Source organism: Streptomyces sp. NPDC022910 (assembly GCF_055561075.1).
This window is the reverse complement of record NZ_JBVHHL010000042.1, coordinates 31,015-53,832: the sequence shown is the minus strand read 5'-3', so window position 1 is coordinate 53,832 and position 22,818 is coordinate 31,015. Positions and strand designations below refer to the sequence as shown.

Annotated in this window: 21 protein-coding genes and 3 pseudogenes; 6 read left to right on the top strand and 18 right to left on the bottom strand. The window is 70.9% G+C overall.

The features are described from left to right. Window positions 1-200 precede the first annotated feature (200 nt). The 5 genes and pseudogenes from ACZ3TS_RS30585 to ACZ3TS_RS30565 all read right to left on the bottom strand — a co-directional run. Complete coding sequence (locus ACZ3TS_RS30585) at window positions 201-1,115, bottom strand: slipin family protein (RefSeq protein ID WP_467624253.1); 915 nt, start codon at window positions 1,113-1,115, stop codon at window positions 201-203. A 179-nt stretch (window positions 1,116-1,294) separates the two neighbouring features. Next, on the bottom strand, window positions 1,295-2,197 hold the full coding sequence (locus ACZ3TS_RS30580; protein ID WP_467624250.1) for a S1 family peptidase: 903 nt from the start codon (window positions 2,195-2,197) through the stop codon (window positions 1,295-1,297). Between the two features lie 210 nt (window positions 2,198-2,407). After that, complete coding sequence (locus tag ACZ3TS_RS30575) at window positions 2,408-3,190, bottom strand: DUF1684 domain-containing protein (RefSeq protein ID WP_467624249.1); 783 nt, start codon at window positions 3,188-3,190, stop codon at window positions 2,408-2,410. A gap of 4 nt (window positions 3,191-3,194) precedes the next feature. Beyond that, a pseudogene (locus ACZ3TS_RS30570) lies at window positions 3,195-3,377 on the bottom strand (F420-dependent methylene-tetrahydromethanopterin reductase); the annotation flags it as partial. After that, a pseudogene (locus ACZ3TS_RS30565) lies at window positions 3,349-3,525 on the bottom strand (FAD/NAD(P)-binding protein); the annotation flags it as partial. The pseudogenes ACZ3TS_RS30565 and ACZ3TS_RS30570, both read right to left, overlap by 29 nt. A 3-nt stretch (window positions 3,526-3,528) precedes the next feature. Between ACZ3TS_RS30565 and ACZ3TS_RS30560 the strand changes: the two are divergent. Beyond that, window positions 3,529-3,675 (top strand): annotated as a pseudogene (locus ACZ3TS_RS30560) (ABC transporter substrate-binding protein); the annotation flags it as partial. Here ACZ3TS_RS30560 and ACZ3TS_RS30555 read toward each other — a convergent pair. Then, entirely contained in the window at window positions 3,608-4,900 is a 1,293-nt protein-coding gene (locus ACZ3TS_RS30555) for a nitrate- and nitrite sensing domain-containing protein (protein WP_467624286.1), read from the bottom strand. The pseudogene ACZ3TS_RS30560 and the gene ACZ3TS_RS30555 sit on opposite strands and share 68 nt — an antisense overlap. Before the next feature lie 465 nt (window positions 4,901-5,365). Between ACZ3TS_RS30555 and ACZ3TS_RS30550 the strand changes: the two genes are divergently transcribed. Continuing rightward, a complete protein-coding gene (locus tag ACZ3TS_RS30550; protein WP_467624247.1) occupies window positions 5,366-5,803 on the top strand; it encodes a cell division protein SepF in 438 nt (145 codons plus the stop codon). Window positions 5,804-5,843: 40 nt separating this feature from the next. Here ACZ3TS_RS30550 and ACZ3TS_RS30545 read toward each other — a convergent pair whose 3' ends face one another. Beyond that, the gene (locus ACZ3TS_RS30545) at window positions 5,844-7,034 is read right to left on the bottom strand and encodes an acyl-CoA dehydrogenase family protein (RefSeq protein ID WP_467624246.1); all 1,191 of its coding nucleotides are present in this window, start codon (window positions 7,032-7,034) and stop codon (window positions 5,844-5,846) included. A 123-nt stretch (window positions 7,035-7,157) separates the two neighbouring features. Next, window positions 7,158-8,771, bottom strand: coding sequence for an MFS transporter (locus tag ACZ3TS_RS30540; RefSeq protein ID WP_467624245.1), 1,614 nt, complete (start codon window positions 8,769-8,771; stop codon window positions 7,158-7,160). A 259-nt stretch (window positions 8,772-9,030) separates the two neighbouring features. Between ACZ3TS_RS30540 and ACZ3TS_RS30535 the strand changes: the two genes are divergently transcribed. Further along, on the top strand, window positions 9,031-10,245 hold the full coding sequence (locus tag ACZ3TS_RS30535; RefSeq protein ID WP_467624243.1) for a hypothetical protein: 1,215 nt from the start codon (window positions 9,031-9,033) through the stop codon (window positions 10,243-10,245). 238 nt (window positions 10,246-10,483) lie between these two features. Further along, window positions 10,484-11,506, top strand: a complete 1,023-nt coding sequence (locus ACZ3TS_RS30530) for a phosphatase PAP2 family protein (protein ID WP_467624241.1) — start codon at window positions 10,484-10,486, stop codon at window positions 11,504-11,506. 110 nt (window positions 11,507-11,616) lie between these two features. On the opposite strand, the gene ACZ3TS_RS30525 is transcribed toward ACZ3TS_RS30530, so the two are convergent. The 3 genes from ACZ3TS_RS30525 to ACZ3TS_RS30515 all read right to left on the bottom strand — a co-directional run bounded on the left by ACZ3TS_RS30525 (window position 11,617) and on the right by ACZ3TS_RS30515 (window position 14,442). Next, the gene (locus ACZ3TS_RS30525; RefSeq protein ID WP_467624239.1) at window positions 11,617-11,832 is read right to left on the bottom strand and encodes an I78 family peptidase inhibitor; all 216 of its coding nucleotides are present in this window, start codon (window positions 11,830-11,832) and stop codon (window positions 11,617-11,619) included. 315 nt (window positions 11,833-12,147) lie between these two features. Next, a complete protein-coding gene (locus ACZ3TS_RS30520) occupies window positions 12,148-13,155 on the bottom strand; it encodes a helix-turn-helix transcriptional regulator (RefSeq protein WP_467624237.1) in 1,008 nt (335 codons plus the stop codon). A gap of 630 nt (window positions 13,156-13,785) precedes the next feature. Next, window positions 13,786-14,442 carry a transglycosylase family protein gene (locus tag ACZ3TS_RS30515; protein ID WP_467624236.1) on the bottom strand — a complete coding sequence of 219 codons (657 nt, stop codon included), beginning with the start codon at window positions 14,440-14,442 and terminating at the stop codon, window positions 13,786-13,788. A 541-nt stretch (window positions 14,443-14,983) separates the two neighbouring features. On the opposite strand from ACZ3TS_RS30515, the gene ACZ3TS_RS30510 reads away from it, so the two are divergent. Next, window positions 14,984-15,757 (top strand): hypothetical protein, encoded by a 774-nt coding sequence (locus ACZ3TS_RS30510; protein ID WP_467624234.1) that lies wholly within the window; start codon window positions 14,984-14,986, stop codon window positions 15,755-15,757. A gap of 195 nt (window positions 15,758-15,952) precedes the next feature. Beyond that, a complete protein-coding gene (locus ACZ3TS_RS30505) occupies window positions 15,953-16,345 on the top strand; it encodes a hypothetical protein (RefSeq protein ID WP_467624233.1) in 393 nt (130 codons plus the stop codon). A gap of 65 nt (window positions 16,346-16,410) precedes the next feature. Here ACZ3TS_RS30505 and der read toward each other — a convergent pair whose 3' ends face one another. From der to ACZ3TS_RS30470, 7 genes are all read right to left on the bottom strand, one after another. After that, entirely contained in the window at window positions 16,411-17,889 is a 1,479-nt protein-coding gene (der, locus tag ACZ3TS_RS30500; protein WP_467624231.1) for a ribosome biogenesis GTPase Der, read from the bottom strand. A 73-nt stretch (window positions 17,890-17,962) separates the two neighbouring features. After that, the gene (locus tag ACZ3TS_RS30495; protein WP_467624285.1) at window positions 17,963-18,550 is read right to left on the bottom strand and encodes a lysophospholipid acyltransferase family protein; all 588 of its coding nucleotides are present in this window, start codon (window positions 18,548-18,550) and stop codon (window positions 17,963-17,965) included. A 56-nt stretch (window positions 18,551-18,606) separates the two neighbouring features. Continuing rightward, entirely contained in the window at window positions 18,607-19,302 is a 696-nt protein-coding gene (gene cmk, locus ACZ3TS_RS30490) for a (d)CMP kinase (protein ID WP_467624229.1), read from the bottom strand. Window positions 19,303-19,411: 109 nt separating this feature from the next. Then, the gene (locus ACZ3TS_RS30485; protein WP_467624228.1) at window positions 19,412-20,506 is read right to left on the bottom strand and encodes a prephenate dehydrogenase; all 1,095 of its coding nucleotides are present in this window, start codon (window positions 20,504-20,506) and stop codon (window positions 19,412-19,414) included. Further along, a complete protein-coding gene (aroH, locus tag ACZ3TS_RS30480) occupies window positions 20,503-20,865 on the bottom strand; it encodes a chorismate mutase (RefSeq protein WP_467624227.1) in 363 nt (120 codons plus the stop codon). Before aroH ends, ACZ3TS_RS30485 begins: the two co-directional genes overlap by 4 nt. Window positions 20,866-20,979: 114 nt before the next feature. Beyond that, window positions 20,980-22,002 (bottom strand): ADP-ribosylglycohydrolase family protein, encoded by a 1,023-nt coding sequence (locus tag ACZ3TS_RS30475; protein ID WP_467624225.1) that lies wholly within the window; start codon window positions 22,000-22,002, stop codon window positions 20,980-20,982. Next, entirely contained in the window at window positions 21,999-22,727 is a 729-nt protein-coding gene (locus ACZ3TS_RS30470) for an NUDIX hydrolase (RefSeq protein WP_467624223.1), read from the bottom strand. The genes ACZ3TS_RS30475 and ACZ3TS_RS30470 overlap by 4 nt, the downstream gene beginning before the upstream one ends. Window positions 22,728-22,818: the final 91 nt, after the last annotated feature.

Here is a 22,818-nt window from a genome sequence, read left to right as displayed (position 1 = left end):
CGGCGCACCACAGAAGCCACGTCCGTACCCACCGTGCGGCGCCCACTATTCCGAGGCCCACCGGGAGCACACAAGGTCGACTTCAGGACGCGCGTACGGTAACGGGCGTGCGCCCCCTGCCGCTTGCTCCCCCTGGTCCCTCCGGCATGATTTCCGCTGCAAATGCCGCGTGAGGGTTATCCCTGTGCGGCCCGCGAGGTCTAGTCCTGTCTGGATTTCGACCCCTCGGGTGCCGGGTCCAGGAGGGGAACAACGGACGGGAGTTGCTCCTGCACCGATTGCTCGGCCGTCTGGGTTGTCGGCGTCTGCCCGGTCGGCACCGCCGGGGACTGCTGCCCGGGCGCCCACGCCACCGGCTGCTGAGCCCGCTCCAGGAACCGCAGCAGCTCCACCGGGAAGGGCAGGACGAGCGTGGAGTTCTTCTCCGCGGCGACCGCCACCACGGTCTGCAGCAGCCGCAGTTGCAGCGCGGCGGGCTGGTCGGACATCACCCCGGCGGCCTCCGCCAGCTTCTTGGAGGCCTGGAGCTCCGCGTCGGCGTTGATGACGCGGGCCCGCCGCTCCCGGTCGGCCTCGGCCTGCCGGGCCATGGACCGCTTCATGGTCTCCGGCAGCGACACGTCCTTGATCTCGACGCGGTCGATGGTGACGCCCCACTCCACGGCAGGACTGTCGATCATCAACTCCAGTCCCTGGTTGAGCTTCTCGCGGTTGGAGAGCAGATCGTCCAGCTCGCTCTTGCCGATGATGGACCTCAGTGAGGTCTGAGCCATCTGCGAGACGGCGAACCGGTAGTCCTCGACCCGGACGATCGCGTCGGCGGGCGAGGTCACCTTGAAATAGACGACTGCGTCCACGCGCACCGTGACGTTGTCCCGGGTGATGCCCTCCTGCGCGGGCACCGGCATCGTCACGATCTGCATGTTGACCTTGCGGAGCCGGTCGACGAAGGGAACGATCATCGTGAGGCCGGGCCCTCGCACATCGGACCTGAGCCGCCCGAGGCGGAACACCACCCCCCGCTCGTACTGTTTGACGACCCGGGCCGCCGCCATCGCATAGACGGCCCCGGCGGACGCGAGGGTCACTCCCGCCGCCACCAGTTCCTCGACCATGTCGGCCCCCCAGGGTCCGAAGTGGGCGTGCTCAGGGGAGTACGCGCATACGTATCGCGGGTCCTTCGACGGTAACTCCGGTACACGGACAAGGGCGAGCCCCCGCACACCAGTTGCGTGCGGGGGCTCACCTGCTGCCGGCTGCAGGTCGGGCTGTACTCGGATGCCGGTGGGCGGCGTCAGTAGACGTGCACCCCGTAGGCGCTCAGGGCCTCGGTGACCGGCTGGAAGAAGGTCGTACCGCCGGAGGTGCAGTTGCCGCTGCCGCCGGAGGTCAGACCGTAGGCGGTGGAACCGCCGTACAGCGGGCCGCCGGAGTCGCCCGGCTCGGCGCAGACCGTGGTCTGGATGAGGCCGTAGACGATGTCGCCGCCGCCGTAGTTGACCGTCGCGTTGAGCGCGGTGACACGGCCGCTGTGCGTCCCGGTCGTGGAGCCGCGGCGGTAGACGGTGGTGCCGACCGAGGGCGTGGCCGCACTGGTGATGTCCTGGCTGCCCACGGCGCCCGACTTGGTCACCGAGCTGTTGGTGTAGCGCACGATGCCGTAGTCGTTGCCGGGGAAGGAGGAGCCGGCCGTGGTGCCGAGCGTGGTGGTGTGCGAGGAGTTCGACCACCAGGTGCCCGCGCCGTCGGTGCAGTGACCGGCTGTCAGGAAGTAGTAGTTCCCGCTGGAGTCCTGGACGTTGAAGCCGAGCGAGCAGCGCCAGCTACTCGCATAGATGGCGTCGCCGCCGGAGATCAGCTTGTTGAACTTGCCCGGGGTGTGCTTGATGGTGAGGGCGCTCGCGTTGCTGCCGGCGTCCTTCTTGATCTGCGCGATCTCGGCCTTGGAGACCGTGCTGTCGACGGTGACCACGACGCGGTTCGTCGTGGGGTCGACGGCCCAGGCGGTGCCCGCGACATCGGACTTGAGCACCGAGTCGCTCGCCTTGGTCAGCTGGTTCGCACTGAAGGTCTGTGCGTCGCTCGCGTTCGCGTTGGGGACCGCGATCGCGGCAGCGGCCACGAAGCCGGTGGCCACGGCGATCAGCCGGGTCCGTCTCGCGATACCGCTGGTGGGGGTGGTGCGCTTGATCCTCACTTTTCGTTCCCTCCAAGGGAAGTCGGGGGCCCACGTGGGGTTGGGGCCGGTGAGGCGCAGCCAGAGACAGCCCGTCCGGATTCCGGATAGGTCGTGCCCCTGACAAGCGCTGTGGGGGAGTATTCGGCCACACGACCGACCGGCGCAAGGGCGCCTTTCGGCCGTGCAGCCTTCAACTGACGGGCAGACCGACGGGAGATGACGGATCTTCTACGCCAGGGTCCGCTCCCCCGCCTCGATCGCGGCGCCCAGCGTGTTGCCGGGCGGCGGGAAGGGGCAGATGAAGTGGTCGGCGAAAGCGCACGGCGGGAGCAGCGCGCGATTGAAGTCCACTGTCGTGCGTCCCTCTGCGTCGGGCGCCGACGGCCGCAGGAACCGGAAGCGGTAACTGCTGTCCCCACTGGTGGCATCGGCGAAGACGGCCCACAGCGAGCCGTCGCTCTCGACCGACACCTGGAGCGTGAGGTCCTGCCCGTCGAGCGTGAAGGCGAGTACACCGCCGAGGCCGAGTCCACGGTGACGCCCGTCGGCGTTCTCGACGCGTACGGTGCGGTCCTCGCCGTACGGGGTGAAGTGCCCCTCGAGCGACCAGCGCGGGTCGTAGGGCGTGGCGTCGATGCCCTTGAAGGCCTCGCGCGCCGGGGCGGCGGGGTCGTAGCCGCGCACACCCCAGACGCCCTCGCGGACGAGGACGACCAGACGGCGCTCGCCATCCGCGACGCGGGCCGAGGTCACGGGACCTGGGTCGGGTCCGAGTCGGACCTCACCCGAGAATGGCTTTTCGTCAACGGTCAGACCGTCGTCCTCGGTGGCCGTGAGCACCACCGCGTCACCGTCGGCCGTCCACCGCCCCGGGATGTCCGGGATTCGGCCCTCCGGATGGTCCTCCAGCCAGTAGGTGCCGGTCAGCGCGAGCGGCCCATAAGGCTCCGACACCTGCGCGGTGCGGCGGTCGTGCCACTGCTTCCACTCGTCGGGTGCGTCCGTCGTCATGTGATCAACCCTTCCATATGGGATCCGCCAGTCCGAGGTGCGAGCGCAGCGTGGCTCCCGTGTATTCCGTGCGGAAAGCACCGCGCACCTGGAACAACGGCACGACCGGGTCCACGAACTCGTCGAGTCCGCCCGGGGTGAGATGGGGCACGAGGATGAACCCGTCGGCCGCGTCCGTCCGGACGAACCCACGCCGGATGGCTGAAGAAGCCGTGCCACCAGGACCCGATGTCGCCGAGCCGCACCAACTGGCCGTAGACGGAGAGCAGGCCGAGGAAGACCGCCAGGTCCGGGCTGTGAGCGGCATCGTGCCGTCGAGTCAGAGGAGACCGCAGACAAAGAAGCACGCGAAGCTGGCGCCGGCCTTCCAGGCCGCGGTGAACCACCTGATCGCCGACGGAACGTACGCGAAGATCCTCAAGAAGTGGAGCACGACGGGCTCGGCGATCCCGAAGTCACAGGTCTCGCCGCCGGAACTGAAGAACTCAGGCGAAGGGGGCCTTCTCCGGCCCCGGGCGGCCTCGGCGACGAGGCAGCGGCGGAGGTGCCGGCGGTACGGCACAGCGCGGCCTGCTCGGTGGCGAGCTCGAAGGCGGTGCGCTGCACCCGGTCGAACGCCTCGGCGATGTCGAGGACTTCGGCCCCCGCCCGGCCGGGCACGGCGAGCGGTGCCGGTGGTGCCAGGTACTCGCCGAGCGTGCCGTTCCGTACGGTGGCGACGGCGCGCGGCAGCCGCGTATGCGCCGCCTCCCGGGCCTGCTGGGCCAGTACGGCGAGCGGCGTGGAAACGGTGCGCACACAGTCGAGGGTGAGGTGGCCGAGCGCGGCGACGGTGCCGAGCGCGAACAGTATGAACAGCAGCAGGTCTCGCCCGGCGGCGCTCTCGAGGCCGGTGGCGCGGCCCTGGACATCCCGGCCGAGCGAGATCTGCACCTCGCGCAGCCCGTCGATGGTGGAGGTCGTCGACTCCCACCAGGACATCGGCGGAACGCCGCGCCGGCCGAGCCGGCCGCCGCGGTGCACGACGGCGCTCTCGTATCCGAGTGCGCGTCGGGCGTCGGGTGTGGTGAGCGCCGCGTCGAGGTGCCGTTCCTGGGCGCCGGTCGCCGAGCGCGGGAAGTCCTCCAGGGCGGCGAGCCTGCCCGCGCGGATCTGCAGGAAACGGTTGTAGTCGTCGGCGCGGAACCGTCCGGCGTGCACCGAGCCGAGCACGAGGGCGCGCTCCTGGCCGGTGAACTCCTTGGCGCTGCCGAGGACCTGGAGCGTCCGGTAGGCGGCGCGGAGCCGGACGTCGTGGACGTCGTCGAGGCCGAGTCCCAGCCTGTCGAGGACGGTGATGGCGGTGGTGAAGCGTTCGAAGGTGTCGGCGACCGCACCGGTTCCGTCGTCGGCGCGCCGACGGATCCGGGCGAGCCCGTCGAGCCGCGCGAGGGATTCGCGCACCGAGGCGGCGGCCGCGCCACCGCGGCCCTCAAGCGCCCTCTCCAGCCGCGCGCGGGAGGTGTCGGTGGCCCTGCGCTGTGCGGGCAGCCTGGCACCGAACGGCCGTACGCCGCCGACGTACCCGGTGGTCAGGCCGCGCTCCTTCTGCAACTCGTGGACGAGCCCCTGGAGCGTGACCTCGAGCCGGGCGTTGTCGGCGGTGACGGCGGCACCGCGGTAGGCCGAGACCTGCTCGGCGGCGACCGCACCGAGCAGGGCGAGCAGCACGGCGAGCGCGAGGACGACGACCCTCAGCAGCCTGACGCCGAGAGTGGGGGAAGGCGGTGTGACGTGCACTGCATGCCAACGACCCCCGCGCGCACCGGTCACCAGATCATGTGCTTGTTTTACGGAGCGGAAACACGATTTCCACCCAGGGGCTTATGGCTCACGGCTCGGTCCGCCAGCCCTGATCCCCCGTCAGAAACGTTGAGCCGCAGCAGACGATCTGCCCCTTCGTTCACCCGTACGCTCCGACCGTCACCCGAACGCCGCCGAACATCGTATTTCACTCTCAGTCAGCAGCCGTACGTGTCATGGCCCTTGGGGCACGGGGGCTCTCGACGTATTCGCTGTGCACCAGTACCGTCACGAAACCCCCGCGCGGCGTCTATCCACTTGGCGCTACATCCGCATCATGGACGACCATGGGACTGCGAAACGCTTGAAAGACCGCTGTGAGAGGAGGCGTCCATGGGATCGGTACGCAAGGCGAGTGCCTGGCTCGGCCTCGTCGACGACAACGATGACGAGCGCTACTACGACGACGACTACGCCGAGGGCCAGGAGCACGGCGACGCCTGGGTCACCGACCCGCGGGTGAAGGTCGCCTCCGACACGGCGGAGGAGAAAGGCCGCCGGATCGGCACGGTCACCCCGGACAGCTTCCGGGACGCCCGCGCCATCGGTGAGCTGTTCCGGGAAGGCGTCCCGGTCATCATCAACCTCACCAACATGGAGGCCGCCGACGCCAAGCGTGTGGTGGACTTCGCGGCCGGCCTGATCTTCGGCCTGCGCGGCTCGATCGACCGTGTCTCCAACCGTGTCTTCCTGCTGACCCCCGCGAACACGGAGATCGTCAGCGGCGACGCCGCGAGTCGGCACCACGACGGCTTCTTCAACCAGAGCTGAGGCAGGGCCGCTCACCGGCCCTGCCCGCTTCGGGCCCGGGTCACCGGAAGGCGTCGAGTCCGGTGAGCGCCTTGCCCAGCACGAGCTGGTGCATCTCGACCGTGCCCTCGTAGGTGAGCACCGACTCCAGGTTGGTGGCGTGCCGCATCACGGGGTACTCGAGCGAGATCCCGTTGGCGCCGAGGATCGTCCGCGCGGTGCGGCAGATCTCGATGGCCTCGCGCACGTTGTTGAGCTTGCCGAAGCTGACCTGTTCGGGGCGGAGCCGTCCCGCCTCCATACGCCGCCCCAGATGGTGGGCGAGCAGAATCCCCTTGTGCAGTTCGACCGCCATGTCGGCGAGCTTGGCCTGGGTGAGCTGGAACCCGCCGATGGGCCTGCCGAACTGTTCCCTGCTCTTCGCGTACTCGACGGCGGTCTCGAAACACGACCGCGCCGCCCCCATGGCGCCCCACACGATCCCGTACCGGGCGTGGGAGAGACAGCTGAGCGGTCCCTTGAGTCCGACGACACCGGGCAGTACGGCGTCGGCGGGCAGCCGCACGTCGTCGAGGACGAGTTCGCTGGTGACGGAGGCCCGCAGGGACCACTTGTGCTTGATCTCGGGGGCGGAGAAGCCGGGGCTGTCGGTCGGGACGACGAAGCCGCGGATCCCTTCGTCGGTCCGTGCCCACACGACGGCGACGTCGGCGACGGACCCGTTGGTGATCCACATCTTGCGGCCGTTGAGAACCCAGTCCCCGCCGTCGCGCTTGGCGTGGGTCCGCATCGAGGCGGGGTCGGAGCCGTGGTCGGGTTCGGTGAGACCGAAGCATCCGATGACCTCACCGGCGGCCATCAGGGGCAGCCACTGCTGCTTCTGCTCCTCGCTCCCGAATCGGTGCATCGCGTACATGGCGAGGGATCCCTGTACGGAGACGAGGGACCGAATGCCGGAGTCGGCGGCCTCCAGCTCCAGGCAGGCGAGCCCGTACTGCACGGCACTCGCCCCGGCGCACCCGTACCCGCTGAGCGACATGCCGAGGGCGCCGAGGGAGCCCAGCTCCCGGGCGAGTTCCCGGATCCCCGGCAGTTCCCCCTTCTCGTACCAGTCGGCGACGTACGGCAGCACGCGTTCCGCCGCCCAGGTACGCACGGTGTCCCGGATGGCGAGGTCCTCGGCGTCCAGCAGGTCGTCGATCCCGAGCGGGTCGGCGGGGTCGAGGGGCGGCAAGGTCGAGGACGCGGACATGGGAACAGCCTCCGTGACACTGAAAACTAGCAGCGCTAGTCGAAGCGGACGGCCCGACGCTACGACGCACCGCGCCGCGCGTCCAGTACCGGGGACCGCGCTGTGCGTTCCCAGGGTCCCCCGTCACGCCGAGACGCGGGAGTCCGCGACCTCCCGCGGCGCGGGTACCGCGGCCGGGCCCGCCTCGGACGGCGGCTCGCAGTTCATGATTCGCGGCAGGCGCAGCGCCATCACCACGCCCAGCAGCAACAGCCCGGCGCTGACCAGGAGCGTCACATGCAGGCCATGGACGAAGGAGTCGCGCGCCGTGTGGCGCAGAGCCTCGCCCCGCGCGCCGCCCAGCCGGTCGGCCACCTCGTACGCCTCCCCCAGCGAATGCCCGGCGGCCCTGGACTCCGCCGCCGGTACCCCCGGCACCGACGACGGCCCCGGGGCGTACGCCGCGTTCATCACGCTGCCCAGCAGCGCGATGCCGATGCCCGCGCCGAGCTGGTACGACGTCTCGCCGATCGCCGCCGCGCCACCGGACTGGGCCTGGGGCACCTCGCTCAGCATCGACTCGTACGCGCCGAAGAGCGTCATCTCAAGGCCGAAGCCGAGCAGGACGAAACCGGACAGCAGCAGCGCCGGGTTGTCCCGCTCGCCCATCGCCGTCAGCGCGATCACCGCCACGGCCGTGAGGCAGAAGCCGAAGACGACCATGCGCCGCGGGCCGAAGCGGTGGAGCATGTTGGAGCCGACGAGGCCCGCCGCCATCGCCGCGAACGTCAGCGGAAGCAGCCGAAGGCCCGTCGCCAGTGGCGAGAGGTGCAGTACCAACTGCAGATACTGGGCCGCGATCAGCTCGAGCCCGACCAGCGCGAGCATCGCCAGAACGATGCAACCGACCGACGTACTGAACGCCGGACGCGCGAACATCCGCAGATCCACCAGCGGATGGGCGCGGCGCCGCTGTCGCCGTACGAAGGCCACCAGCAGGGCCGCGCCCGCCACCAGCGGGAGCACCGTGTACGGGTTCAGCGGCGGCGCCCCGCCGCCGAGCCGCTTGACGCTCAGGACCAGTCCGAAGAGACCGGCGGCCGCCATGAGTGCGCCGGCCACGTCCCAGGGGCCGTCGCGGTCGCCCGTCGACTCCGGCAGCAGCAGCCGCCCGACCGGCAGACTGACCAGCATCAGCGGGATGTTGATCAGAAAGACCGAACCCCACCAGAAGTGCTCCAGCAGGAAGCCGCCCAGCAGCGGACCGACCGCCGCGCCCACCGCGGCCACGGCGCTCCAGATGCCGATCGCCAGCGCCCGCTCGCGCCGGTCGGGGAAGACCTGGCGCAGGATGGACAGCGTCGCGGGCATGATCATGGCTCCGCCCACGCCGAGCAGCGCCCGCGCCGCGATGAGCACCTGCGCGTCCTGGGCGAGAGCCGCGAGACCGGAGGCGATGCCGAAGAGGCCGTATCCGAGCAGCAGGACCCGTCTGCGGCCGATCCGGTCGCCCAGTGTGCCGAAGAGGATCAGCAGTGAGGCGCAGACGAGTGGATAGGTGTCGACGATCCAGAGCAGTTCCATGGCGCCGGGCCTGAGGTCCTCGGTGACGGCCGGCATCGCGACATGCAGCACGGTGGCGTCGACGGCGACGAGCAGCAGACTCACACAGAGGACGACGAGGACGACCCAGCGGTTTGCACCGGCCCCGGCCGCCCGACGGCGCAGCGCAGCGGCGGCCGTGGTCGTCCCGGACATGTACGTACCTCCCAGATGTCCCTCGCTTCGGCGGATCCACGGGGTGGGGACTTCCCCGCGGCTGCGGCAGGGAGGAGCGGTACTCCCTGGGTCCACGCAACCAAGCGAGTGAGTCGTCAGCGTACGCGAGTTCCCGCGGCCGTCGCGTGGCGGACCTCTCACGTTTTCCGGGAGAGGGTGTGGCGTACGCCACCCCTCCCTGCGTCCATCACGACGCCCAGCGGGCCCTCGGTGCCGTCTGACGTCGATAATCGAGCGCGTGACCGATCTTGGAACGCGCACGGCGCCGCCCCTCACCGGCGCCGTGCGCCGGGCCGCCCCCGCACTGGCGGGATACGTGGCCGTCCGTGCCCTGGGCCTCGTCGCGCTCGCGCTGTGGAGCGCGACGCGCGGCACGAGCCCCCACACCCTGCTGACCGCCCGCTGGGACTCCCTCTGGTACACCCGGGTCGCCGCTCTGGGCTACGGCTACGAGGTCCGCCTCCCGAACGGCGACGTCCACTCCAACCTCGCGTTCTTCCCGCTGCTGCCGTGGCTGGAGCGGCTCGGCGCGGCGCTGACTCCTCTGTCGTACGCCGATGCGGGTCTGCTCGTCTCGACGCTCGCCTCGCTCGCCGCGGCCTGGGGGATCTTCGCCGTCGCCGACCATGCGTACGAGCACCAGAAGGGAAGGCGCGAGGCGCTGCCTTGGAAGGGCGGCGGCGGGAGACGGGTGGGCGTCTGCGCGGTCCTGCTGTGGGCGGTGCTTCCGGTCGGCGTCGTGCAGTCGATGGCGTACAGCGAGTCCCTCTTCACGGCGCTCGCCGCCTGGTCGCTGTTCGCGATACTGACGGGCCGCTGGGTGACGGCGGGCGTGCTCGCCTCCCTGGCAGGGCTGACCCGGCCGGTGGGGGCGGCCGTCGTGGCGGCCGTGTGGGTGGCGGCGATCGCCTCGTACGTACGGGACCGGCGCGCGCTCCCGGCCGACTCGGTGCCGTTCACGCGCCGGGCCGTCGGCATGCTCCTCGCCCCCCTCGGCGCCGTCGGCTACCTCCTGTGGGTCGGCCACCGCACCGGCAAAGGCCCTCTCGGCTACCTCGACGTCCAGGCCGGCTGGCGCAACGGCTTCGACGGGGGCTACGCCTTCGCCCGATTCATCGCCGACAAGTTCACCTCCTTCCCCTCGGCCCTGGCCGGCGTCGGGCTGATCATCGGGGTCGCACTGATCGTCTGGCTGTACGTGGTGTGCGTACGGCAGGGCCAGCCGCTGCCCCTGCTCGTGTACGCGGGGGTCGTCACGGCTCTCGCCCTGTGCGCGTCGAGCTACTTCGGCTCGAAACCGCGTCTCCTGCTGCCCGCCTTCCCCCTGTTGCTGCCACTGGCCCAGTCCCTCGCCCGGGTGCGTACGTCGAGGTCGGCGGCGGTCCTCGGCGGTGTCGCAGTGGCATCGGCCGTCTACGGAGCGTTCTGGCTGAACGGCTCCGGTCCGCCATGAACCCTCGACGACGAACGGTGAGCAGCCGGGTAAATCCAGCCCAGCATTCGGTGAACGAATAGATAAGGGCCGTAAAACGGAGACCGTTGTCGATCAATGGAATTGAAGGCCGAGTACGGTCAGGATTGCGGAATCCGCAGAAATAATCGCCCTGTTGAGAGGAATCCCACATCACATCGTCATCACAAACCCGGTGAATCGCGTGGGTACGCAGCTCACTCGCTGTAACGTCGATTGAGTGCGTACCGAACGAAAGCTGAGGCGTCCGGACCGGGTCTTCGCCCGGTTGGACCGTGAGCCGGAACGTCCGGCCCACATTGACGTGCCCAGGATGAGCCGGCACCGAGTGGTTCTCTTCTCGGCAACTCTGGCCTTCTACACGGCGATCGTGTGGGCCGTCGTCGTCTCCTCATGGCTGGTCCGGCTCGACTGGCAGGTCATGTTCTTCCGGCCGTACCAGCAGTGGCCGCAGATCCACGCCTTTCTCGACTACTACGTGGTGCTGGGCCAGCGCGGCCCCACCGCGGTGATGGTCGCGGCCTGGCTGGGCTGGCGCTCCTGGCGGCAGCACACCCTGCGCCCGCTGCTCACGCTGGGCGCCGCTCTGCTCCTGCTCAACATCACGGTGGGCGCGGCCAAGTACGGGATGGGCCGCCTCGGACCGCACTACGCGACCGTCATCGGGTCGAACGAGATGTGGCGCGGCGGCGATATATTTCCCTCGGGGCACACCGCGAACGCCGTGGTGACCTGGGGGATCCTGGCCTATCTGGCCTCGACTCCGCGGGCCAGACGCTGGCTGTCCGCGCTCTCGGCGGTGACCTCGCTCGGCGTCGGCCTGACCACGGTCTATCTCGGTACGCACTGGCTCAGCGACGTGCTCCTCGGCTGGGCCGCGGGGCTGCTGATCCTGCTGGCGCTGCCCTGGTTCGAGCCGTTGATCGCGCGTGCGGAGACGGCCATTCTCGCGGTGCGCGACCGCCGTCGCAGCGGTGGTGCCGTCCCGGCGGCCGCTCCGACCCCGGTCGGAGCGCGCCCGCTCGTCGTCGCCACCCCGCGCGTGTCCACACAGGAGGAGGCGCAGGTCCGGGAGCCCGCGGGCGTCACCTGGACGTCCCGCGCCCCGGTCTATCTCGCCCCCGGCCCGCACACGAGCCGCGGGGAGCGCACTCCGGTCACCCCGGTGGGCAGCCGCCGCCCGCCGCACTCCGACCGGGTGCCGCGCGGCACCACCTCGGCGCGGCCCGTGGCGGGCGGCTGAGCAGCAGCGGAATCGCGGGGACCGGTACGCACGACCTCCCCGCACGGCGAAGGCCCCGGCTCGGTGCGAGCCGGGGCCTTCGCCACGGGCGTCACAGGGCGTTGAGCGCGTCAGCCCTTCCAGCAGCGCCTGACCCTGCCGTCCACGACCTCGAAGTTCAGCCGTCCGACGCGGTACTCCATGGTGATGATCGCGCCCGGCGGCAGCGAGCGGACCGTGCTCCAGCCGCGCTCACGGGCGAGCCGCTCGGCGCGTTCGCCCTCCAGGCCGACGTACGCCTCCGGGGAGTCGTCGGGTTCAGTTCCATGGGTGGGAATCGGTGCCATGTCGCCACGGTAGGCCGTGGGTCCCGGGCGGGGAAGTCCACAGTCGCCTCTCAGGCCACATATCCGTCCCCTGTCACGCTTGTGTCACAGAATCACGACACTCGTTTCGCCCCAACAGCGTCACACGTACGAGGGGTTCCGCATCTGCCGGGCACCCTTCGAACGTAATTCGGATCCGGTTCGATCTCACAGAAGAGCTCTGAATAACCGCGAAAAGAGTGGTACGCAGTTCCCAGAAGCACTATGCATTCCCATTCATCGGGGCCGTACGCCTGACTCCGCATAAGAAGCACACGGCTTCAGCACAGAATCCCCCTACGCTCCCTGCCGGGCCGCCTGCGGCCCGCCGTCGCGGTACGACGCCCGTTCGAGAGCCCGGGACAGCAGGTCCCGCGCCGCATTGATCCTCTCGGTCAGTTCCGCGGGCTCCAGCACCTCGAACTCGAAGCCCATCATCATCACGTGAATCACCATCACGTCTAGGTTCGTGGCTCCCGTGCGCAGCAGGCAGCTGCCGTCGGTCTCGGCCTCCAGGGTCCCCGCCGACGGCGAGATCCGCTCGGTCGCCTCGTGCAGGGGCGCCAGCAGCCGTACGACGGCCTGTGCGGCGTACGCGCGCGTGGAGACCCCCTTCGACACATACGCGGCCAGGTCGTCGGCCGGTGGCGTTCGCGGCGTGAAGCGCGGTCCGTGCGGCGGCTTCGGGGTGATGCGGTCGACGCGGAACGTGCGCCAGTCGTCGCGGTCGACGTCCCAGGCGACCAGGTACCAGCGGCGCTCGGTGCACACCAGGCGGTGCGGCTCCACCGTACGGCGGGTCGGGGCGCCGCCGTGATCGCGGTACTCGAAGCGCAGCCGCTCCGCGTCCCGGCACAGGTGGGCGAGTTCGGTGAGGAGGACCGGGTCGACTGCGGAAGGCCGGGGGCTGCGCAGCATCGGCACGGTGAAGGCATTGAGGGCGCTCACCCGGCGCCGCAGCCGGTTCGGCAGGACCTGTTCGAGCTTGGCGAGGGCGCGCACGGAGGTCTCACCGATCCCCTCGATGCCCTGCCCGGCGGCCGTGCGCAGCCCGACCGCCACCGCGACCGCCTCGTCGTCGTCCAGGAGCAGCGGTGGCAGCTCGGCACCGGCGCCGAGCTGATATCCGCCGCCGGTGCCCGGGCTGGCGTTGACGGGGTAACCCAGCTCGCGCAGGCGGTCGACGTCCCGGCGCACGGTGCGGGGGCTGACACCCAGGCGTTCGGCGAGGTCGGCTCCGGACCATTCGCGGTGGGCCTGGAGCAAGGACAACAGGCGCAGCAGTCGTGCCGAGGTCTCCAGCATGCTCCCGAGTCTGCCAGCCCCTGCGGACAGCGACTGTCCGCGAGGGCGGTCGGCCCACGGCGCTGACGGTCGCCGTACTGCGGTAGCGGCCCTGTGCGCGCGGAAAGATCCGCGCGGGCTTCTCCAGCTGGGGGTGTCCGCGGTCGGGGCTGCCGGCGCGGTCCGCGAGAACCTCGAGCCGGCCGCGCCGGACGTCGCTCCGGCACTCGACGCCCATCCGCAGCTGCGGCAGCCGCTCCCCTCTGCCGTGCCGGCACGCTCTCCGGCGGCGGCCGGCGCAAGCTCGCGCCGTCGCGGCACGCGCGCGTGTGGTGCTCGTGGGCGAGCCGGCCCAGGCATGTCACCCGCGGTCGCGACCCCTACGTACGAACTGCTCGCCGGGCTCGACGCCTGCGTCGTCCTGGCCGAACAGCGGCTGCCTCCCCCCTGTCGGCGCCGGAGGGAAGTACCGTCCCTGGTCCACGAACTGCGCCAAGGCGCGCTCGTGTTCAGCGGCGAGGCCGCGGAGCTCGTCCGGCAGGAGAAGACCTTGGGGTGCGGACAGGTCACCTGCGAGGACCCGTGGGTGGCCGGAACGATCCGGGGCCCTGACGTCCTGTCACGACGCCAGGGCCCGATGACCGGGCGCGGTCAGAGTTCGAGCCGCTGCCCGGGAACGATCAGGTCGGGGTCACCGCCGATGACCGCCTTGTTGCGCGCGTACAGCTCCTGCCAGCCGGTCCCGTGCCGCTGGGCGATGCCGCTGAGGGTGTCGCCGCTGCGGACGGTGTAGTCGCCGCGGGACGAGCCGCGAGCGGTGTGTCCCGTCGAACGCTCCGGCGCCTTCGACGGCCGCTTCGACGGGGCGGACTTGGTGGCGGCGGAACCCGAGGACGAGTTCGTGGCCGTCTTGGCACCCGACGCGGCGGGCGCGCTTCCGTAAGCTCCGGCACGCGCCGAGCAGACGGGCCATGCGCCCCATCCCTGAGCGTGCTGGACCTTGCTGGCCACGGCGATCTGCGCCTCCCTCGATGCCTGGTCGGCGGTCGGGGCGTAGGCCGTGCCGCCGTACGCGCGCCAGGTGCCGGCGGAGAACTGCAGTCCTCCGTAGTAGCCGTTGCCGGTGTTGATGTGCCAGTTCCCGCCGCTCTCGCACTGGGCGATGCGGTCCCACACTCCACCGTCGGCCGCGGCGGCGTTGCCGGTCGCGGCGAGCAGTCCGAGCGGGGCGAGCAGAGCCGCGCCGGCGAGGACCGCCGTCGTACGGGTCGTACGAGTCTTACGGGTGTTATCGGCACATTCAGACATGTAATTCCCTCTCCGCAGACCCGGGGTCCCCCAGGGCGGGGCGCGTCGCCCGCGCATGGATCGCGGTCGCCGCACGCCGTCCCCGTCCGCCGGAGTTGGTGCTGCGCGCCGGCTGTGCGGCGCGGCCGGTGGACGTACCCGGGCGGTGCTCGTTGCACACGGCGGAGGAATGTAGGGAGATCGACCGCCCGGTATCAACCAACTCCTTGTCATTCCAGGCCAGTTCGCCGTTACCCGAGGTATCGGCGATTTTCGGCCACCCACTTCATTCGCCGATTTCCGGATTTGTCGACCACCCCCTCCGACGATCTGTGAGCCACATCACGAAAGCAACTTCCTTCCCCATCCACGCAGTTGACGCGGAGTAGCCGATTCCGGGGACAAGCTCACCCAGCGCATCGGATGGTTCGATTCCGTTCGCTCCCGGGCGTGACTCCGGCCACAGATCGCCCGTTGTCTTCTTCATGAGCCGGGGACCGCCGGGCTCATGGGCCGGGAGCCACCCGGCACCGTCACGCACCGCATCCCGAGGGAGCCACCCGTGCCGCGCATGCTCGACGTCAGCGACGACGTACGCGCCGAGATCGGCGACGAAGAAGCCGACCGGCTGCTCGCCGGAGACAACGCCCCGGGCAGTTACGACTGCACCTCCTGCCGCACTCCGGGCGACTCCGAACAGGAGCGCACCAGCACCGTCCTGTTCATCGGCGAGGAGACCGCCGTCCTCGCCTTCGCCCACGCCACCTGCCTGCCCTCCCAGGTCGTCCAGGTCACCGAGGAGCAGTTGCAGGGTGCCGTGCGCTCCTTCACCGCCGAAGAGGGATACGGCACGGCCGCCCCCGAGCAGGCGGTGCTGGGCGTCACCAGCGGACTCGTCCTGATCGCCGGGGAGTTGCACCCGGCGCTCGTCGTCGAGCCGACCGCGCCCATCGTGCGCCCGGGCTCGATGGGCGTGGGCGACGACTTCCTGCCCCTGCTCATCGAGCAGGGCTTCATGCCGCTGACCGTGATCGAGTCGGTGCCGCCCGTGCTGCACGGCTGGTCGGTGCTGCTCGCGGTGGGCCAACTGCACGCCGTCCTGCAGCCCGGTACGAACGGCGGGCAGCCGGTCGCCTGGTGGCAGGCGCACCAGCCGCTCCAGGTCACGGAGGGGTGGCGGGCGGCCGCCAACAAGCACCAGCAGGTGCTGATGTTCGCGGCGCCGGTGGGCTCGATCGGGCGCCAGCCGCGCGAGGATCTGCTGCGCGACGCGCTGGACAAGGCGGCGGCGAACGGCAAGCTGGTCGCTGCGGCGTTGCCTCTGGCGGGGACCTGAGGCTCGGGGAGGGGTTGGTTCGCGGGGTGCGAGTCATTCACGGACCGCAAGCCGCTCCTCAGGTGCGCTGTGCTTGATCGCGCACTCCGGCGGAGCCGCACCACGTCACAGTCCCGTGCCCATGCCGAGGCACCGCACCTGACGAAGCGGACTAATCGACCGCATCCCTTGGGCGGCGGGGTCGTTGGCACCTACGTGCACGCATATGACGTCCCCCGCCGCCAGTCCTATCCGCCGATCCCTTCCGGGCGAGCGGGCCAGGACCCCTCGGGCGGCTCATCGGCCACGCCGATCTACGACGCGCTCTACGCCGAGTACGTCAGGTCCTTCCGGGCGATCCCGGGCGACCGCAGTGGCGAGGAGGACATGGGCTTCACCGCTTTCTCCAACTCCCCGCGCGACACGGGTTCGTACGGCACCGGGACGTATGGGACACGCCACGGCACCCCCCAGCACGCGACCGGGCACCTGGCCGCCCAGCACGGCCACTCGGCCACGGCCGGCGACGTCTGGCAGCAGGTGGCACGGCACGCCAGGGGCATGCACCATGTCCCGGCCCTTCCGCCCGCACCGCGCAGGGGGCTCTGAGCGGACACGAAAAGGGCGGCTCCGCCACGGAGCCGCCTCTTTCGTGTGTCGCCGTCTCTCCTACGTCACTTCTTCTTGCCGCGCTTCTCGCGCACACGCACCGAGATGTGGATCGGCGCACCCTCGAAGCCGAACTCCTCCCGCAGCCGCCGCTCGATGAACCGGCGGTAGCCCGCCTCGATGAAGCCCGAGGCGAAGAGCACGAACCGCGGGGGCTTGGTGCCCGCCTGCGTGCCGAAGAGGATGCGCGGCTGCTTGCCGCCGCGGACCGGGTGCGGATGGGCGGAGACCAGCTCGCCGAGGAAGGCGTTGAGGCGGCCCGTCGGAACCCGGGTCTCCCACCCCTCGAGGGCGGTCTCGATGGCCGGCACCAGCTTCTCCATGTGCCGCCCGGTGCGCGCCGAGACGTTCACACGCGGCGCCCAGGCGACCTGGCCGAGCTCGGTCTCGATCTCCCGCTCCAGGTAGTAGCGGCGCTCCTCGTCCAGGGTGTCCCACTTGTTGTAGGCGAGGACGAGCGCGCGGCCGGCCTCCACCGCCATGGTGACGATGCGCTGGTCCTGGACGGAGATGCTCTCGGTGGCGTCGATGAGCACGACGGCGACCTCGGCCTTCTCGACGGCGGCCGCGGTGCGCAGCGAGGCGTAGTAGTCCGCGCCCTGCTGGAGGTGGACCCGCTTGCGGATACCGGCCGTGTCGACGAACTTCCAGGTCTTGCCGCCGAGTTCGATCAGCTCGTCCACCGGGTCGCGCGTGGTGCCCGCGAGTTCGTTGACGACGACACGCTCCTCGCCCGCGACCTTGTTCAGCAGGGAGGACTTGCCCACGTTCGGGCGGCCGATCAGAGCGATGCGGCGCGGCCCGCCGATCGCGGCGGTGAAGGTCTGGGCCGGAGCCTCGGGAAGCGCCTCCAGGACGGCGTCCAGCATGTCGCCGGTGCCGCGGCCGTGGAGGGCCGAGACGGGGTGGGGCTCGCCGAGGCCGAGGTTCCACAGGTACGCCGCGTCGGCCTCGCCGCTCGGGCCGTCGACCTTGTTGGCACACAGCACCACGGGCTTGCCGGCTTTGCGCAGCAGTCGTACGACCGCCTCGTCGGTGTCGGTCGCACCCACCTTGGCGTCGACGACGAAGACGACCGCGTCGGCCGCCTCGATCGCGTACTCGGCCTGGGCGGCCACGGAGGCGTCGATGCCGAGGACGTCCTGCTCCCAGCCGCCGGTGTCGACGACCTTGAAGCGGCGACCCGCCCACTCGGCCTCGTAGGTGACGCGGTCGCGGGTGACGCCGGGCTTGTCCTCGACGACCGCCTCGCGGCGGCCGATGATCCGGTTCACCAGGGTCGACTTGCCGACATTGGGACGGCCGACGACGGCGAGCACCGGCAGCGGGCCGTGTCCTGCCTCCTCGATGGCGCCCTCGACGTCCTCGAGGTCGAAGCCCTCTTCCGCGGCGAGCTCCATGAACTCCGCGTACTCGGCGTCGCCGAGAGCCCCGTGCTCGTACTCGTGCTCGGCCGAGCCGTCGGGCTGGATCTGGTCGTTCATGAAGTCCGTACCTCGTTCATCGTGGTGATCGGTGGAACACCGCACCTACGGTGATCCACTACTCAAGTGTCTCCTAGCGCCCGGTGAGGCGCCTGGCGCTTTCCAGGTGCTCGGAGAGCTGCTTCTGGATCCGCACGGTCGCCTCGTCCAGCGCCTTGCGCGTGCGCCGTCCGGTGCCGTCGCCCGCCTCGAACGGGTCGCCGAAGACGACATCGATACGGCTGCGCAGCGGAGGCAGCCCCTTTATCAACCGGCCGCGCCGCTCGGAACTTCCCAGCACCGCGACCGGCACGATCGGCGCCCCGCTGCGGACCGCGAAGTAGGCGAGCCCGGCGCGCAGCGAGGCGAAGTCGCCCTCGCCCCGGGTGCCCTCGGGGAAGATGCCGAGGACACCGCCGTTGTCCAGCACGGCCAGCGCCCGGGTGATCGCCGCGCGATCGGTGGTCGAACGGTCCACCTTGAGCTGACCGATCCCGGTCAGGAAGGAGCCGAGCGGGCCGATGAACGCCTCCTTCTTGATCAGGAAGTGCGTCGGCCGGGGCGCCACACCCATGACCATCGGCCCGTCGATGTTGTGGGAGTGGTTGACCGCGAAGATCGCCGGGCCGGCCGCGGGGACCTTCCAGGCGCCCAGGACGCGCGGCTTCCACAGCCCGTGCATCAGGGGGACGCCGATGCGCCGCCCGACCTCGGCGCCCCGCTCGGTGGGAGCATCGCTCACTTGGCCGCCCGCTTCTCCTCGACGAGCGTGACGACGCACTCGATGACCTGCTGGAGGGTGAGGTCGGTGGTGTCCACCTCGACCGCGTCGTCCGCCTTCGCGAGCGGGGACGTCTTGCGGTTGGAGTCGGCCGCGTCCCGCTTGATCAGCGCCTCACGGGTGGCGTGGATGTCGACGCCCTTGAGCTCACCGCTGCGGCGGGCGGCACGCGCCTCCGGAGAGGCGGTGAGGAAGATCTTCAGGTCGGCGTCGGGCAGCACGGTCGTGCCGATGTCGCGGCCCTCGACGACGATGCCGGTCTCCGCGGCCGCGGCGAGGGAACGCTGCAGCTCGGTGATCCGGGCCCGCACCTCGGGCACCGCGCTGACCGCGCTGACCTTGGAGGTGACCTCCTGAGTGCGGATCGGGCCGGAGACGTCCGTGCCGTCCACGGTGATGGAGGGCGCCGTCGGGTCGGTGCCGGAGACGATCTCCGGCTTGCCCACCACCGCCGCGACCGCCGAGGCGTCCGTTATGTCGATGCCGTTGCTGACCATCCACCACGTGATCGCCCGGTACTGGGCGCCGGTGTCCAGGTAGTTCAGCCCGAGCTGCGCGGCCACGGCCTTCGAGGTGCTCGACTTGCCCGTGCCGGAGGGGCCGTCGATGGCGACAATCACTGCCGGGACGGTCCGGGCGGCGCCGTTTTCCACGGTGAGGACACCTTCCTGGTGCGGGGTGGTGGGTGCGGACGGGACGCGAGGGCGCCCCGCACAAGGTTACTGGCTCGCCGGACCCGGTATGACTGCCCTTCCCGTCGCCCTACTGGCGGATCGTCCAGCCCCGCTCCCGCAGCGCCGCGCTGAGCACCGGGGCCGCCTTCTGCTCCACCATCAGCTGGACCAGACCCGCCTGCTGACCCGTCGCGTGCTCGATGCGGACGTCCTCGATGTTGACCCCGGCCATGCCGGCGTCCGCGAAGATGCGGGCCAGCTGTCCGGGCTGGTCGCTGATGAGGACGGCCACGGTCTCGTACGCCCGCGGAGCGCTGCCGTGCTTGCCGGGCACCCGGACCTGGCCGGCGTTGCCGCGGCGCAGCACGTCGTGGATCCCGTCGACGCCCTCGCGCCGCTTCGCCTCGTCCGAGGACTGGAGGGCGCGCAGGGCCTGTACGGTCTCGTCGAGGTCGGCGGCGACCTCGGAGAGCAGGTCGGCGACCGGCCCAGGGTTCGCGGACAGGATGTCGATCCACATCCGCGGGTCGGAGGCCGCGATCCGGGTCACATCGCGGATGCCCTGCCCGCACAGCCGTACGGCGGCGTCCTCGGCGTGTTCCAGGCGCGCGGCGACCATGTTGGAGACCAGGTGGGGCATGTGTGAGACGAGCGCGACGGCCCGGTCGTGGGCGTCGGCGTCCATCACGACCGGCACCGCGCGGCAGTGCGAGACCAGTTCCAGGGCGAGGTTCAGCACCTCCGTGTCGGTGTCCCGGATCGGGGTGAGCACCCAGGGGCGGCCCTCGAAGAGGTCGCCTGTGGCCGCCAGTGGTCCGGACTTCTCGCGGCCCGACATGGGGTGGGTGCCGATGTACTTCGACAGGAGTGCCTGGTCGAGGCCGAGCGCCTCCAGCTCGCGGCGCGGGCCGCCCTTGACGCTGGCCACATCCAGGTAGCCGCGCCCGAGACCACGCCGCATGGCGTCGGCGAGCGCGGCGGCCACGTGCGCGGGCGGGGCCGCGACGATCACCAGGTCGACGGGCCCCTCTGGGGCCTCGTCGGTGCCGGCGCCGAGCACGGCGGCCGTACGGGCCTGCTCGGGGTCCTGGTCGACGAGGTGCACGACGACCCCGCGCGCGGCGAGCGCCAGGGCCGCCGACGTACCGATCAACCCCGTACCGATGACGAGTGCGGACCTCACTGGGCGATGTCCTTGCGGAGGGAGGCGGCGGCACCGAGGTAGACGTGCACGATGTCGGCGCGCGGCTTGTCGGACTCGATGTGGGCGAGGACGCGGACCACCCGAGGCATCGCACCCTCGACGTCCAGCTCCTGGGCGCAGATCAGCGGCACGTCGACGATGCCGAGCTTGCGGGCGGCGGCCGCCGGGAAGTCGCTGTGCAGGTCGGGCGTGGCGGTGAACCAGATGCTGATCAGGTCGTCGGTGGTGAGGCCGTTCCGCTCCAGGACGGCGGTGAGCAGGGCGCCGACCTGCTCGCTCATGTGCCCGGCCTCGTCCCGTTCGAGTTGGACGGCGCCCCGGACCGCTCGTACCGCCACGGTGATGCTCCTCTGATGCACGGAAACGTCTGGTCACACCAGGGTAGTCAGCCCGGAACGCGCGGGTGCGCGTCGCCCGTCTGGCGAGACGGCAGCACCCGACGTGAGCGGGGCTCACACGTCCCAGAGCGCCCCGAGCGCCTGCAGCTCGCTCCCGTACTCGATGCGGTCCGCCCACTCCCGAGGCCAGGCGTCGGCGCCGAGGTGAGCGCCCGCGAAGGCGCCCGTGAGGCAGGCGATCGAGTCGGAGTCCCCGGAGGTGCAGGCGGCCCGGCGCAGGGCGGTGACGGGCTCGTTCGGGAAGAGCAGGAAGCACAGCAGACCGGTGGCGAGGGCCTCCTCCGCGATCCATCCCTCACCGGTCGCCAGACATGGGTCGGTCTCGGGCGAGACGGTCCGTTCGGCCGTCCGGAGGCGTTCGAGGATCTCAAGGCACTCGTCCCAGCCGCGCGCGATGAAGTGCTCCGGCGTGGGGTCCTGTGCGTGGGTCCACAGATCGCCGAGCCACTCGTCGTGGTAGCGGCTGCGGTTCTCGTGGGCGTACGAGCGCAGCAGTCCCACCAGGCCGGTCGGCTCGGCGCCCTGCATCAGAAGGCGTATCGCGTGGGCCGTGAGATCGGAGGCGGCGAGCGCCGTGGGGTGTCCGTGCGTGAGCGCGGCCTGCAACTGGGCGGCACCGGCCCGCTGTTCGTCGCTCAGCCCCGGCACCAGCCCGACGGGCGCGACCCGCATGTTGGCCCCGCAGCCCTTGGAGTCGATCTGGCTGGCCTGCTGCCAGGGACGGTCCTCGTCCTTCAGCAGGTTGCAGGCGACCAGGCAGGTCCGGCCGGGCGCCCGGTTGTTGTCCGGTGAGTGGTACCAGTCGACGAACTCCTCGCGCACCGGCCGTTCCATCCGCTTCGGCGCCAGCACACCACGGTCCATGGCCGTGCGCAGCCCGCGCCCGAGCGCCAGCGTCATCTGGGTGTCGTCGGTGACGATCGCCGGCCTCGGCAGCTCCATCTCCCGCCACGGCCCGAACTTGGCCAGGATCGACGGCACGTCGTTGAACTCGGTCGGGAAACCGAGCGCGTCGCCGAGGGCGAGCCCGATCAGGGATCCGGTGGCGGCGTGCTTGGCGAGGGCCGTGGTGGTCATGAGGGCCGTCCTTCCGTGGCGGGGCGAAGCAGGGGCGGGTGCAGGGCGGTGGCGCCGCCCGCGCGGTAGAGCGCGGCGGGCTTGCCGCGACCGCCGGTCAGCCGGGCGGCGCCCGTGACCGGTTCGACGAAGCCGGGGGTGGCGAGGACCTTGCGCCGGAAGTTGGGACGGTCGAGTGCGGTGCCCCACACGGTCTCGTAGACCTGCTGCAGCTCGCCCAGCGTGAACTCCGGCGGGCAGAAGGCCGTGGCGAGACAGGTGTACTCGAGCTTGGCGCCGACGCGTTCATGGGCGTCGGCGAGGATCCGGTCGTGGTCGAAGGCGAGCGGCTCGGCGGTGTCGTAGGGCAGCCAGCGGGCCTGCGCCGCGTCACCGCCGCCGTGCGGCTCGGGAGGGTCGGGGAGGAGCGCGGCGAAGGCGACGGAGACGACCCGCATACGTGGGTCGCGGTCGGGGGCGCTGTAGGTCCGCAGCTGCTCCAGGTGGAGTCCGGAGACGTCCGTCAGACCGGTCTCCTCGCCGAGTTCCCGCCGGGCCGCCTCCTCCGCGGACTCCTCGGGCCGCACGAAGCCGCCAGGGAGCGCCCAGCGGCCCGCGTAGGGGTCTTGGCCGCGCTCGACGAGCAGCACGTGCAGCGCGCCGGCCCGAACGGTGAGGACGGCCAGGTCGACGGTGACGGCGAAGGGTTCGAAGGCGTACTTGTCGTAGCCCTGCGCGCTCCCCATGTCCCCACCCCCTTAATAGTCGTTGTGACTATAAACGGCGGCGGTGGCAGCGCACAAGAAGACGACCGGCTCCCGTCACCACGGGAACCGG